The organism is Kribbella deserti (genome assembly GCF_042434725.1).
GTDB lineage: Bacteria > Actinomycetota > Actinomycetes > Propionibacteriales > Kribbellaceae > Kribbella > Kribbella deserti.
The window spans coordinates 20,841-34,542 of the sequence record NZ_JBHLTC010000035.1; the positions used below are offsets into that span (position 1 = coordinate 20,841).

The window sequence follows — 13,702 nt, forward strand, 5'->3', positions numbered from 1 at the left end:
CATGCCGAACTGTCGACGAGGTGACGATGAGCAGCGAATCCCAGTACGACGGACCGCCCCGCCGGCCTCGCGTGGTCGTCGTCGGCGGCGGTTTCGGCGGCCTGCAGGCCGTGCGCGGACTGCGCCGGGCGAATGCGGACGTGATCCTCGTGGACCGGACCAATCACCACCTGTTCCAGCCCCTGCTGTACCAGGTGTCGACCGCTTTGCTCTCGCCCGGCGATATCGCCCCCGCGCTGCGCAAGGTGCTTGCCGGCCAGCGGAACGCCGAAGTACTGCTCGCCGAGGTCAGCGCGATCGAGCCGACTACTCGGGCGCTGACGGTTACCACTGCGGACGGCAACGAACGGCAGCTGAACTACGACTACCTAGTACTAGCTGCCGGATCCACTCAGAGTTACTTCGGCCACGGCGAGTGGGCGCAGCTGGCTCCGTCGATGAAGACTCTCGACGAGGCGGTGGAACTGCGCAGCCGCCTATTCCGGGCCTTCGAGATCGCCGACGCCACCGACGACCCGGAGATCCGGCGGCGGGCGCTGACGTTTGTCGTCGTAGGCGCGGGCCCTACCGGCGTCGAACTGGCGGGCCAGCTCTCGGCGCTCGCACGGCGAACGTTGTCCGGCCAGTACCGCCGCTTCGAGCCTTCCGACCTGCGGATCGTGCTGGTCGACGCCGCGGACAAGGTGCTGGCGCCGTTCGCCGAGCCACTGCGCGAGCACACCCGCCGCAAGCTCGAAGACCTCGGCGTCGAAGTGCTGCTGGGCCATCCGGCGACCGGCGTGGATCGCACCGGCATCACCCTCGGTGGGCATTGGGGCGTGACCCACATCAACGCCGGCTCGATCGTCTGGGCGGCCGGCGTCCAGCCGGCTCCGATCATCAAGCGGTTCGCCGAGACGACCGGCACGCCAACCGATCGCCAGGGCCGGATCCAGGTGGCGGACGACTGCACCGTGCCGGGCGTGCCGGACGTCTTCGTGATCGGTGACGCCGCCAACCTGCACGATCTACCCGGTATCGCCGAACCAGCCATGCAAGAGGGCAAGTACGTCGCCAAGGTGATCCGCCATCGGCTGGGCGAACGTAAGGCGCCCAAGCCGTTCCGGTACCTCGACCTCGGCACGATGGCGACGATTTCACCGTTGGACGCCGTGGCCCAGATCGGCCGGATCAAGCTGCGCGGGCCGATCGGCAAGGCGGCCTGGGCCGGCGTACACCTGGCGTTCCTGGTGGGCTGGGGCAACCGGCTCGCGGTACTCGGCAGCTGGGCGGCCGTACTGTCGCGCGGCGCCCGCCGGCAACAGGTGGTCCTCGGCGACGCCTCACAGGCTGATCCGCGTGCTGAGCGTCCGCGGGCTGAAGGTGCGCGGGCTGAGGGTGTGCGGGTGGCGGATGTACGTGATGGCAGGCGGTTGCAGGACAACCGGCACCGCAGATGACGCGCGAGGCTATTCGTGGAGGTGGCGCGATGCATACCGGCGACTCGGCCGCGGCCTTCAGCACGGCCGTCGCGGCGCTCAACGACGTACTCCGGCTGGAGCAGGTCCGCGTCGACGGCACGGTCGAGAACTGGCAGCAGATCCTCGACGGCCTGGACCTGGTCATCACCCGTGCCGGCCGGTTGACCGACTGCGTCGCGGACCATCTGGTCACCACCTCGGCGTCCCAGTCGGTCCGGCGGATCAGCGTCAAGCTCGATGAGGCCTCGGTGCTGATCGCGTCCGCCCGCTCGGACCTGGACCGGCTACCCCGCGCGACCCACGAAGATCGCTGAGCCGCACTGTTCACAGCTGACCGGTATCGGTCTTCCATGCACATCGAAGAGCGTTGACCGCTCGATGACTGAGCACCAGAATCGCGGAATTCACTGAACTCTTTCAGTCCTGATCCGCCCGGAGTGCTCATGCGAATCCTGCGGTTGGTTCTTCCCGGTCTGCTTCTCCTCGGCCTCACGCCGGCTCCGGCGCAAGCGGCTCCACCTCCGGTCTGGGTGCACAACGCCTCGGACCGCCTCTTCACCTCCAGCCTCCGGCCGAACGGCGCCCCGACGTCGATCGACCTGTACGCCGCCCGGAACGAAACCGAGGCCGCCCAGATCGCCGTCCGGCCGGCGACAGCGGTGTCCGGGGTGTTCGTCGAGCCGAGCGCGCTGACCGGCCCCGGTGGCGCGACCATCCCGGCGGCGAACATCAATGTCCGGCGCGCGTACAACCATCCGAACATCACCGTGCCGGACGGCACCGTCGAGGAGGCACCACCGGCGGGAAACACCGGCCGCTACGACGCGCTCGTCGAGAACACGCCAAGCACGATCGGCGCCGGGGTGACCCAGCCGTTCCACTACAGCGTGCACGTCCCCGCCGGGCAGCCGCCGGGCGTCTATGCCGGTACGGCCACGGTCCGCAGCAGCGCGGGCGATGTGCCCCTGCCCGTCCGGATCACCGTCTACGGCACCACCTTGCCGAAGACGAACGAGTCCACGCTGAAACTGAACAACTGGACCACCTCGGCGGGCTGGGACTACGACGGCACGATCAAGTCGATCCCGATCCAGTACGGCGTCACGATGTACGACGCCAATTGGTGGAAGGTGATCGAGAACATGGCCCGCAACCACGCGCGGCACCGCAACAACGTCGTACACGCGGATTTCCAGGCGCTGCTGATCCCGAACACCACGATCGATGCCGCTGGCAACTACACGTTCGGCTGGCAGACCTTCGACCGGTTCATCCAGACCTACGTCGACGCCGGCGCGATGCAGTGGATCCACACCCCGCACCTGCTGAACGGCAGCAACGGGACCACTCCGCCGAAGCTGGAGATGCTGAAGAACGTCAACGGCAGCACGCAACGGGTGCTCGTCGACGTGAACACGGCCGAGTCCAACGCGTACCTCGACAAGCTCTTCCCGGCGTTGAAGCAACACCTGGACGCCAAGGGCTGGACCGACAAGTTCTACATGAGCGCGAACGACGAGTCGCACTTCCAGATCGACACCACGGCCGCGAACTGGCTGTACGGAAAGTACCGCCAGTACTTCCCGAAGCCACTGCTGAACGAGGCCGAGCTGAAGATCCTCAACCCGTCGTCATCCACCACGGCCAACACGCCGATCATGGACCTGTACGAGAACAACATCGGCTACTACCAGCGCAAACGCCTTGCCGGTAACGAGTTGTGGCTCTACAACTGCATCGGCCCGCGTGGTTCGTATCTGAACCGCTTCCTGGCGATGCACCTCAGCCGGACCCGGTTGACCCCGATGCTGGCGTGGAAGACCGGCGCGGTGGGTTACCTGCACTGGGGCTGGAACTACTGGTTCGAGCACGTCGGCGGTCCGTACGTGCAGTTCGACACGTTCAACGGCCCGCAGAACGGCGACAATTTCCTGGTCCGGCCGAACCGCCCGGCGTACGACGTCTACGACAGCCTGCGCAGTGAGGCTCAGCTCGACGGCGTCGAGGACTACGAACTGCTGGCGCAACTGGCCAAGACCAAGCCCGTGCTCGCCCGGGCGATCGCGAACAGCCTGATCAGCAGTTCGACGGTGTACGAGCTGTCCGGCGAAGCCGTCAACCAGGTCCACCGCCAGATCCTCGATGCGCTCGCCTCGGGGGGTCCCGACCAGGCCTACCCGTACAAGGACGACTTCAGCGCGGGCCGGGACTCCTGGCGCTCCACTCGTGGCACGTGGTCCGCGGCGGGCGGCGTACTGACTCAGAGTGACAACACCGCCTGGAACCACGTGGCCGGTCTGGAGGCCCGGGCGTACGGCGATGTGGCGGCGAGCGTGGATGTCCGGATCACCGGCGTCAACCCTGGTGGCGGGAACACCAACTGGGCCGGGCTGATGCTGCGCAATCTCAACGTCAACGACCTGGACAGCGGGTATCTCGTTGCTCAGCGCAACAACGGCGAGGTCTTCGTTTATCGCAGCGGTGAAACGATCGGCGCGGCGCAAGTACCGGGTTACGTCGCGGGCCAATCGAGCCGCCTCCGCGTAGTTGCTCGCGGCAACACGATTTCGGTGTACGGAGGCAACAATCCGAAGCCGGTACTGATCGTTGCCGACAACGCCTTCAGTGCGGGCGGATTCGGGCTCGCGACCGGCGGAGCCAGCGCCACCTTCGACAACGTCCGGCTGAACCCGGAGACGAACCCGGCCGAGGCGCGACCCGTTACGGTCAGTTCGTCGTACGACGGTGACGGCTGGAGTCCGCAGGCCGCGGTGGATGGACGCCGTACGACGGATCCGGGTGCGGCCGGGTGGACCAGCGCCGCGGCGGCGAGTGCCACCGACGCGCAGTCGATCCAGGTGGACCTCGGTTCGGCTCGGCCGGTGAGCCGGGTTGACCTCTATCCGCGGTCGGATGGCACGAGCGCCGGGCGGGGTTTCCCGATCGACTTCCGCATCGAGGTGTCGGCCGATGGCACCACCTGGTCGACCGTGGCGGATCGGCGGGCATATCCGCGGCCGAGCGCGACCCAGCAGGCCTTCCCGTTCGCGGAACGGCCGGTGCGGTTCGTCAAGGTGACCGGGACACGTCTGGACACGGACAACTTCGGCACCTTCCGGATGCAGCTGGCCGAGCTGGAAGTGGCCGGGGGCAACCTTGCGGCGGGGCGTGCGGTGTCCACGTCGAGCTCGGTGGAGTACACGAACGAGGGCTGGCTGCGGTCGAACGCGACCGACGGCATCCGGCAGTCCCTGTTGTGGAACTCGATGGGCTGGAGCAGTGACGCCGTCGCGGCCGGAACTCCGCAATCACTGCAGGTCGATCTCGGTGGACCGAGCATGGTCGGCCGCGTCGATCTCTATGCCCGCAGCGATGGCGCGAACACCGGTGGCGGCTTCCCGGTGGACTTCACCATCGCCGTCTCCACCGATGGCAGCAACTGGGCAACTGTTGCCACGATCAACGACCAGCCGTTGCCCGGGGCCACCGCCTTGACCTGGACGTGGTCACAGACCACCGCGCGCTATGTCCGGATCACCGGTACGGCGCTGCGGCCGGACGGCGCGAGTGGACATCGCATGCAGTTCGCGGAGGTACAGGTCAGATGACCGTCAGCACCTCGTCCAACGGCTGACGCTTGGCCGGCTTGAACGACGTACCAATCGAGTAGGCCGTGGGGATCAGCGCCGCCTGGCGCAGGTCCCCCGGCAACCCGAGTAGTTCCGAGATCTCCTTCTCGTAGCGAAGGTGCAACGTCGTCCAGGCCGTGCCCAGCCCGCGCGCCCGCGCCGCCAGGCAGTAGCTCCAAGCGGCTGGGAGGATCGATCCCCACAGCCCTGCTTGGTTACCTTCGGCCAACGACTTCGCCGACAGGCATGGAATCACCAGCACGGGCACTTCACCCATCCGGTCTCCGAGGTACGCCACGCTGTCCCCGACTCGACGCTGCACCGGGGCCCGCTCTGGGTCCTCGGCGTACAACCGTCCGGCCGCACCCGGCGAATCCAGGTAGTCCGCGACGGCCCGGCGGTAGAACTCCCCGATCGCGGCCCGCTGCTCCGGATCAACGACGACGACCCAGTGCCAGGTCTGCCGGTTCGACCCGGATGGTGCCTGCAGTGCGACCTCCAGGCACTCCCGGATCAGCTCCAGCGAAACCGGCCGTTCCAGGTCGAGGCGCTTGCGGACCGTGCGGGTGGTGGTGAGCAGTTCATCCGGTGTCAGCTGGTTCGTGGTCATGCCGCCCATGATCCACCTTCGGCGTTACGGGTTTCAGCAGGAGTAGGAACCGTGCGGGTGGACCTTCTCGCAGTACCGCACGTGCAGGTGGTTGTCGTGGTTCGCCTCGTGCGTGGTCAGGCCTTCGCTGATCAAGGTCGGATCGTTGAAGAAGATGAACCGGACATGCCCGGGCGCGGCAGCGCGAATGGCCTGAACCAGCTGGCGAGTGGCCGCCCGGTCGTACGTCGCGCTCTGCCAGGTGATCCGGCTGCCGGTGCACTGCGCGTTGTCGGTACGGATCGGCCAGAGGTCGATGTCGAGACCCACCTCGTGGCTGCCGTGGCCAGGGATGTCGCCGCCATGCTCGAACGACGCATCGCCGTACGGCACCGGACCCTGGTTCGTACTGGCGAACGAGCGCGTGGCGCGTTCGAGCTGCGCTATCGCGGCGGCGGTCGCCCAGTTGGCCGTGGTGCCGTTGCCGTCGGGATCTTTGTCGCAGAGGTTTGCGCTGAAGTCGGGGTAGTCGTAATGCCAGGCGAGGTTCTTCCACGTGATCGGGCCGGTGATGCCGTCGGCGCCGATGCCCGCGTGGGTCTGGAAGGAGGTGACGGCGTCCTTGACGGCCTGGCTGTACACGCCGTCCACCGCGAGGTTCAGCCGGCGTTTGGCGTTCAGCTCCACCTGCAGGGCTCGTACGGCGGCGCCACTGTCGCCGAGGCGGATCAGTGGCACGAGCGCTCCCCAGGTCTGCGGGCCGGCGATCCCGTCGGCGCCTAGGCCTTTGGCGGTCTGGAATGCCTTGACCGCGGTGACGGTGGAAGCGCCGAAGACGCCGTCGGCCGGTACGGACTGGCCGTGATGCTGCAGGAGGTACTGAATCGCGGTGACATCGGCGCCCCGATTGCCGCTGCTTTGCGTCGGGAAAAACGCGTTCGCATAAGCATCGGCCGGGGCCGGCACCAACCCCACCAGCAACAACCCCGCCAGCACCAACATCCCAACCCGACGACGCATCCCAACCTCCAGAAAGTAGCGACCCCACTGCGGTAAGTAACCACCCTTACCCGCCACACCCTCCGCCAATTTCCTTCCAACCACAACCCCGGGCCGCGTGGCCCACGCCAACACCGGCGCCAGTCGACTGAACCGGGACCGCTGTCCGCGCTGCACGAACCACTCCACCCCGCGAGCGTCGTACGACGAACAAACCCACCGCCCCGAGGTAATCCCTGGTCCGGGACAGCGGTCTACCGATTCCGGCGGGTGGAGCCGGCGTGGGGGTTACTCGAAGGGGGTGGGGTCGCCGGCGCCGGTTCGGACTACTTCGGGGTGGTCGTCGGAGAAGTCGATGACGGTGGTGGGTTCGGTGCCGCAGTCGCCGGAGTCGATGACGGCGTCTACGGCGTGGTCGAGGGCCTCTTTGATTTCCCAGCCTTGGGTCATCGGCTCGTCCTCTTCCGGCAGGAGCAGCGTCGTCGAGAGCAAGGGCTCGCCGAGTTCGGCCAGGATCGCCTGAGTGACCACGTGGTCCGGGATGCGTACGCCGACCGTCTTCTTCTTGGGATGCATCAACCGCCGCGGCACTTCCTTCGTCGCCGGCAGGATGAACGTGTAGCTACCGGGCGTCGCCGCCTTCACCGCGCGGAAGACCGTGTTGCTGATGTGCACGAACTGCCCGAGCTGGGCGAAGTCCTGGCAGACCAGCGTGAAGTGGTGCCGGTCGTCGAGCTGACGGATCTGGCGAATGCGATCGAGGCCCTCGCCGTTGCCCAGCTGGCACCCCAGGGCGAAACAGGAGTCCGTCGGATAGGCGATCAGGCCGCCGGACCTGATCAGGTCGACCACCTGCCCGATCGCACGCTTCTGCGGGTTCTCCGGATGCACGTCGAAATACCTGGCCATGACTGCAGACCTTAGTGCCCTGGATCACAACAAACGGAATCCCGCGGCAATTCGAGGCCCAAGGACGAGCTCCTAGTGTCCTGAGTCGGAAGTTCGTGCTTCAGCTCCGGTGTCCAGGTGCGTGCATCGCAAGGCGGAGAAGCGGTCGCGATGCTCTAGCATCGTGGCCGTTTCTCCAACGCCGCGAGGTGCGTGCCTGGGCGCCGGAGATGTGCACGAACTTCCGACTCAGGACACTAGCGCAGCAGGGCGAGAGCCTTGTCGAAGGCGGAGTCGCGGTTCTGGGCGAACTCCGCGGCCGTGAAAACAGGCGTGCGGTGGTCCGGCGGAATGCCCGGGCCGTCGAAGCTGCGCCAGTCGGGCGTACGGAACTCCTCGTTCGGCACGATGAAGTTCCAGCCGTTCGGCAGCGTCCGCACCAGCACGTCGGAGAACACGCCCTGGGTGTTCTGCCCGATCCGGATCGGCCGCGGACTGCGGTTCATCATCGCCTGGGTGAAGGTCTCGGCCGCGCTGAGCCCGGAACCACCCGTGAGGATCGTGATCGGGCCGGTGTAGCGAGTGCCCTTGGCCGGCCGTACGACGATGGGCTGCGGGGTGGTGAACCGGCTCGGGTCGTTCGCGTCGTTGCGTGCGCGCTTCAGGTAGGCCAGGAACGGCTTGTTCGTCAGCCGCGACGCGAGCCGCAGACCGAACTCGTCCGAGCCGCCGCCGTTGACGCGCAGATCGATGATCAGCCCGCGCATTCCGGCCAGGCGCTGCCGCGTCAGGATCATGTCCAGCGTTTCGTCCAGAACACGCTTGTCCTGCTCGTAATCCGGCTGATCGGATGCGTACGCGAGGAACGAGATCGGCCGCAGGTAACCGATGCCGCCGGGCAGATCGGCGTACCCGATCCGGTTGTTCGCGTACATGGTCAACGGGCCCTTGAGGTCGCGTCGCTCGATGAACGGGCGAACCCGGTTCTCCAGCGGATAATCCGGAATGGTCGTACCCGGCCGGTGCCCCTGGAACGAGCGGTCCTCGCTCTCGATCGCGGTATGCGCGTCACCGAGTGGCGCGATCATCCGACTGAGCAGATCGAACAACTGGTCATCGGTCAGGTCCGGCCGGATCTGCGGGCGGTAGCGGGTCCGGACGGCGTTCCAGTCGATGCCCTTGGCCCGGAAGAACGGATAGTGCTCGTCGTACGTCGTCCAGAACTGATCGAACACGGCGAGCGGTCCGGTCGAGCCCGGGGCGGTACAGGCCGTCGGCAGGGCCGCGAGCCGGCTGAACCGGATGTCCCCCACCGAGCCGTCGAGATGCTGGACGGCGCCGCGACGGGATACCCGGAAGCTGAAGGTGCGTTCCTCGCCCGCGAACCGGTCCTTGCCGATCTGCCGGGATTCGCCGGCCGGCGTACAGCTGATCGCGGTGGTCGCGTAGTGCCGCGCCACTCCGTTGCTCACGGCAATGATCGAGCCGTAGCCGTCGCTGCGCCAAACGCCTTCGGTGCGGCTCGAGGCCGGACCGGCGGACGCGGGCGCCGGGAGTGACAGGGAGACAAGGGTGACGGCGAGTCCGACAGCGACGCCGCCGGTCAGTAGGCGGCGAGGGCGGCGAGAGGTCTGTGCTGGCATGCGCCCAGCCTCGCGGCGCGCGACGCACCGGACGAGAGGGCAATCCCCCCGTTCCGGGGTAGACCTATCTCCACCTTCCAACCAGCAGGGCAGCAGGGCAGCCTAGAAGACGCCGTGGCGGGCCACCGTGCGGACGATCAGGGCGATGAGCGCCGACAACGGCAGCAAGGCGAAGACCCCGGCGATGAGCCAGTAGAACCCCGTGTCCTTCTGCGCCGTGCCGATCGCGACGTCGGTGGGATTATCCGGGTTGTACCGGACCAGGACCTTGCGGCCCACGACCTCGTCCTCGAGCCGGTATTCCGCCGTACCGGCCTTCAACTGGCGCCCGTCGGGAAGGGTGTACCTGACCTCGATCCGGTCCCGTTTGCCGTACTGGATCCGGACCACCTCGCCCTGGACCGTCGGCGCGTCCAGCGGTACGGGAGTGTCCAGCGCCCGCAGCACCATCCAGCCGGTCAGGCCCAGCCCGATGACCAGCCAGAACCAAAGACCGTTGCCCTTCAAACCGATCAGCGCCAGCGTGCTCGGCCCACCAGCGGACCCCGGATTCGACTTCGCCACTGCCGCACAATGACACGCGCCGGGGTCAGCGCCCGCGTACCGAATGGCGAATTCCGGACGCGCAATTCTCGAATCAACTCGCCGTAATCACGCGAAGATCACGCTAGTGTCCTGAGTCGGGACACTAGGTGAATTCTGGATAATTGCGGAAACAAATTCCTTTTCCGGAAATCCGGGCGTATCGTACGGGCCACTCGCCAGGGTCCCAGCGGCGTCAGGTGGCCGCTGGTCCCGGGCGAGATCGGGGGCGGGCGATCTCGACCGGCACCACGTTCGGGCGCAGGCCCGGGCGCCATGGTCTGGTCTGGCCGCGCTGACTCCGGGGTTCAGCGCGGCCGCCGCCTGTTCCCCCACCCGCCTGCAACGGATCAGCGCGGTAGCGGGCCGGTGTAGGTGTCTCGCGCCTGCTCGACCTTCCGGTGCAGCGGCGCCGCGCCTCCTTGAGGTTCGGCGCACGCCGCGGGGCGGGCCAGCAACGCGAGAGCCGGCCCGGACAAAAGCCCGGGCCGGCCCCTTGCTCAGCGTGCTTCCAGCTCACCCAGCTGCAGGCGGAGTTCACCGCCCGGCGCGGGGTGCACCTTGCTCGCGACCACCCGCACGTATCGCGTGCTCGTGGCCGGGAAGCCGAACGACTGAGCCAGCTCATTCGGCTTGGCATAGGACGTCCGGGTGACCACCGGAGTCCACTGGGCCCCGTTCAGCGAGGTCTGGATCTCGAAGTCCGCCGGGAATCCCGCGCCCGTGTGTTCGCCGTCGCTGCGGCCGAACAGCGTGACCTGGCTGATGCTCGTCGCGGCGCCCAGATCGACCGTCGCGGACGGCTTCTGGCCATCGGTGAACGGTTCGCTGGTCCATCCCATCGAGTAGCTCAGCTCCGAGCGGGTGATGCCGTCGGTCAGCGCGCTCCGCCGCCAGCCGTTGTCGTGGTACTCCGACGACGACGAGCTGGTGACCGTCCGTCCGGCCGCGTAGTTGCCGCCCGCAACCGTTACCTCGGCAAGCTGCATCCGGTAGTGCCCGAACGGGTCCTTGCTCAGCTTCTCCCCGGTCACCCGGACGTACCGCACCTGCCGCTTCGTGAAGTTCACGCCCTGCGCCTCCGGGCCCGGACGCGGTGCGCCTTGCCGCGCACCCACGGTGGACCAGGTTGTGCCGTCAGTCGAGACCTCCACCTTGTAGTCGACCGGGAAGCCCAGCCCTACGTTCGTGCCATCGGCCCGCGGCCACAGGTCTACCCGGCCGGCCTCAACCGCCTTACCCAGGTCAACCGTGAGGCTTTCGGCGTGATCCACGTCGACCTGGCTGCTGCTGCTCCAGCCCAGGGCGCCGGCTGCCGCGCCGGTGTAGCCGTCGACCGCGAAGCGCGCGTCCCAGCCGTCTCCGTGGTACGAGCTGCTCGCGGTGACGGAAGCACCCACGGCCGGGTTGGTGAACGGGTTCACCCGCAGGTTGTCGAACCGCGCGGCCGTTCCACCGGTCACCGCTGCCACGTGGCCGACGGTGTACGCGTCGTCGGTGACGGTCAACAGCGGAGCAGGGTGGGACCCGACGTACACCCGAATCTGGTTGCCCTTGGCAATCACACGCAGGTGCGTCCATTGGTGCGGCTGATAGCCGGGAATCTGGACCTTGGCGATTTCCTTGTCACCGCGGTGCAGGAAGAGCTCGCCGTTGTCGCGAATGGCCGCGAGATATCCCGTGCCGTAGTCGGTGGCGTTCACGTTCCGAACCACCAGACCGGCCCAGTTGGTGTTTCCGCCCGAACCGGCCAGGCCGGTGATCCGGACGTCCGCGTCCACCACCAGGTCGCCGTAGGAGCGGCCCTCGACGCCGGCGACCGACGTCTGCCAGTTCCCGACAGTGGCCTGAACCGTCGGCTGGACCAGTTCGCCGTTCTCGATCCGCCACTGGCCGTACGACTTGCCCGTAGCGTCATCGACGGCGAAGCGCAGGTTGTCCGTACCGGCCGAGAAGTCGTCGCTGAACGGTCCGTCGGTGCTGATATCCGGTGCCGGCGAGGCCAGCGCGGCAAGGATCTGCCGGTGCTTCTCGTAGACCGCGGCGCCGGAGCGCTCGTACGACGAGAAGTCGGTGATCAGCGACTCCGCGATCGCCCGGGCCGTGTTCGGCTTTGTGACGGCGAGCTTCGTCAGCAGCTCGAAGTCCTCCTGCCCGTCGAGCTGGGTCTCGCTGCGCACACTGTCGTACACGTCGAGCGCGGCCCGGTTCGGCCGGACGATGAAGGTGTCACCGCTCTGCACGCCGTCGAAGGTGTTGTACGACGGGTCCTCGTTCTGGTCGGTCCAGCGGTGCCAGTAGTTCCAGCCCCAGTGCAGGAATCCGGTGCCGCCGATCTTCCAGACCAGCCAGGGCAGCAGCCGGGTCTTCGCCAGGTGCATGCCGATCAGCCGGTTCATGTGGAAGTTCTGCGGTACGACGCAGGTGTAGAGCCACAGATCCTTGCCGGCCCGCTTCTGCGCCTGCCAAAAGCCCGCGTGGTCCTCGTAGTTCTCGGTGTACGGCGTGACCGTGGTGACCCGCGCCGCCGCCTCGGGCAGGAAGCTGAACCCGTACGCCTCGTTCGTGAGGGGCTTCGGGAAGTAGTTGTCGTAGAGATCGTAGAACCAGGCGGCGGCCGTGGCCTGGTTCGGATGCGTCGGCTCGTCGAGAGCGCTCATGTAGAACTTGTCCGCCCAGCCCTTGGCCACCAGGTGCTCGCGCAGCTTGGGGAAGATCTTGTTCAGGTAGTTCGTGCTCTCGGGCGTGTTCGGATCGACCAGCACCTTTTGCACCGTGCCGTTGACGTTCTTCAGCATCTCCAGCTGCGGGTACAACGCGCCTTGCCCCGGTGGCAGTCCCGGCTTCGGCTCGAGCAGCGTCGGGGTGTAGATGTACTGCATCGCGCCGGCATCGACGAACAACTGCACGAACCGGTCGAAATCCGTCCAGTCGATCGTGTAGTTGCCCTGAGCATCGATCGTGGTACGCGCCCGGATCAGCGCCTGGAAGTCGGCGTACACCAGGTTGTTGCGGTGTTTCGCCTGGTTCCGGGCGAAGTTCTCGATCACCTTCCACCAGTTCGGGCTGAAGGCCTCGGCGTTGTCGTACTGCCAGGGGATCGCCCGCTCGGTGCCGCCGTAGTCCCAGCCGACCGAAGCGGTCCAGCCGTTCATTTTGAACGCCGACTGGTTCGGCGGCGGTACGTCCACCGGGTAGACCACCACGTTGACGGGCACGGGGGTATCGCCCGCGCTGCTGCGCACGGTCACGGTTCCGGTGTAGGTGCCCGGCGCCTGCCCGAGCGGCACGGAAACGCTGTAGTGGAAGGCCTGGGTGTAGTTCGCCGCCACGTTCTTGGGCGTGTTCTCGACCAGCGCGTCGTAGTAGTCGTTGCCCCCGTCGGGCGCCCGGTCGATATCGGGCAGACCACCGACCTCGGCACCACCGAGCAGGATGTTCTGGTGGTTGTACTGACTACGCAGCGCGACCCGGGCGAGCGGGATCGTCGCACCGCCTGGGCCGGTCAGCGGCGCGGGCTGGGCCAGTTGCGCGCCAGTGACGTTCTGGTCCGGGCGAAGCAGGATCTGCGCCGCCTCGACCTCACCACGAGCCGCGTGCAACGTGATCGCGGTCTGCGGATTGACCGGCCGCGGCGTCGACGAGAAGACGTGATCGGCGGCGTTGTGCACCCACACCGCCGGCGGCGCCGCGACCGCCGGTGGAGTGAGCAGACCGCCGGTCAGCGCGACCAGCACGCCGATCCCGGCGATCCGCGCCGAACGAAGTGATCCGATAACCATGATGAGGTTCCCTCCAGAGCGGATGAAACGATTCACCGATCGCCCGTACCACTGCGGAGACGGCCGACGGAATTACGCCGAGCTTCGTATTAAATGGCGGTCCCGGCAATCCATTCGACCCGCGTGATAC

General features: G+C 67.2%; 9 protein-coding genes. 3 read left to right on the forward strand and 6 right to left on the reverse strand.

Annotated features, from left to right (window positions below; translation table 11 throughout):
- The first annotated feature begins 26 nt into the window (after nt 1–26).
- The 3 genes from ACFFGN_RS25725 to ACFFGN_RS25735 all read left to right on the forward strand — a co-directional run bounded on the left by ACFFGN_RS25725 (nt 27) and on the right by ACFFGN_RS25735 (nt 5,068).
- Nucleotides 27–1,439 carry an NAD(P)/FAD-dependent oxidoreductase gene (locus ACFFGN_RS25725; protein WP_380052358.1) on the forward strand — a complete coding sequence of 471 codons (1,413 nt, stop codon included), beginning with the start codon at nt 27–29 and terminating at the stop codon, nt 1,437–1,439.
- Between the two features lie 29 nt (nt 1,440–1,468).
- Nucleotides 1,469–1,774, forward strand: a complete 306-nt coding sequence (locus tag ACFFGN_RS25730; protein WP_380052360.1) for a hypothetical protein — start codon at nt 1,469–1,471, stop codon at nt 1,772–1,774.
- Nucleotides 1,775–1,903: 129 nt separating this feature from the next.
- Nucleotides 1,904–5,068, forward strand: a complete 3,165-nt coding sequence (locus tag ACFFGN_RS25735; protein WP_380052362.1) for a glycoside hydrolase domain-containing protein — start codon at nt 1,904–1,906, stop codon at nt 5,066–5,068.
- Here the strand turns inward: ACFFGN_RS25735 and ACFFGN_RS25740 are convergent.
- The 6 genes from ACFFGN_RS25740 to ACFFGN_RS25765 form a co-directional block, all read right to left on the reverse strand.
- Nucleotides 5,061–5,699, reverse strand: a complete 639-nt coding sequence (locus tag ACFFGN_RS25740; RefSeq protein ID WP_380052364.1) for a nitroreductase family protein — start codon at nt 5,697–5,699, stop codon at nt 5,061–5,063. The two genes, ACFFGN_RS25735 and ACFFGN_RS25740, sit on opposite strands and share 8 nt — an antisense overlap.
- A 33-nt stretch (nt 5,700–5,732) precedes the next feature.
- Nucleotides 5,733–6,698 (reverse strand): penicillin-insensitive murein endopeptidase, encoded by a 966-nt coding sequence (locus ACFFGN_RS25745; protein WP_380052366.1) that lies wholly within the window; start codon nt 6,696–6,698, stop codon nt 5,733–5,735.
- Between the two features lie 267 nt (nt 6,699–6,965).
- Nucleotides 6,966–7,586 carry an L-threonylcarbamoyladenylate synthase gene (locus tag ACFFGN_RS25750; protein ID WP_380052368.1) on the reverse strand — a complete coding sequence of 207 codons (621 nt, stop codon included), beginning with the start codon at nt 7,584–7,586 and terminating at the stop codon, nt 6,966–6,968.
- Nucleotides 7,587–7,822: 236 nt separating this feature from the next.
- Complete coding sequence (locus tag ACFFGN_RS25755; RefSeq protein WP_380052370.1) at nt 7,823–9,208, reverse strand: S41 family peptidase; 1,386 nt, start codon at nt 9,206–9,208, stop codon at nt 7,823–7,825.
- A gap of 102 nt (nt 9,209–9,310) precedes the next feature.
- The gene (locus ACFFGN_RS25760) at nt 9,311–9,772 is read right to left on the reverse strand and encodes a DUF3592 domain-containing protein (RefSeq protein ID WP_380052372.1); all 462 of its coding nucleotides are present in this window, start codon (nt 9,770–9,772) and stop codon (nt 9,311–9,313) included.
- Nucleotides 9,773–10,290: 518 nt separating this feature from the next.
- Entirely contained in the window at nt 10,291–13,572 is a 3,282-nt protein-coding gene (locus ACFFGN_RS25765; protein ID WP_380052374.1) for a glycoside hydrolase domain-containing protein, read from the reverse strand.
- Nucleotides 13,573–13,702: the final 130 nt, after the last annotated feature.

Bases quoted from the DNA above. Each gene is read 5' to 3' on its own strand.
- ACFFGN_RS25725 (WP_380052358.1), top strand. From the start codon at position 27: ATGAGCAGCGAATCCCAGTACGACGGACCGCCCCGCCGGCCTCGCGTG.
- ACFFGN_RS25730 (WP_380052360.1), top strand. From the start codon at position 1,469: ATGCATACCGGCGACTCGGCCGCGGCCTTCAGCACGGCCGTCGCGGCG.
- ACFFGN_RS25735 (WP_380052362.1), top strand. From the start codon at position 1,904: ATGCGAATCCTGCGGTTGGTTCTTCCCGGTCTGCTTCTCCTCGGCCTC.
- ACFFGN_RS25740 (WP_380052364.1), bottom strand. From the start codon at position 5,699: ATGACCACGAACCAGCTGACACCGGATGAACTGCTCACCACCACCCGC.
- ACFFGN_RS25745 (WP_380052366.1), bottom strand. From the start codon at position 6,698: ATGCGTCGTCGGGTTGGGATGTTGGTGCTGGCGGGGTTGTTGCTGGTG.
- ACFFGN_RS25750 (WP_380052368.1), bottom strand. From the start codon at position 7,586: ATGGCCAGGTATTTCGACGTGCATCCGGAGAACCCGCAGAAGCGTGCG.
- ACFFGN_RS25755 (WP_380052370.1), bottom strand. From the start codon at position 9,208: ATGCCAGCACAGACCTCTCGCCGCCCTCGCCGCCTACTGACCGGCGGC.
- ACFFGN_RS25765 (WP_380052374.1), bottom strand. From the start codon at position 13,572: ATGGTTATCGGATCACTTCGTTCGGCGCGGATCGCCGGGATCGGCGTG.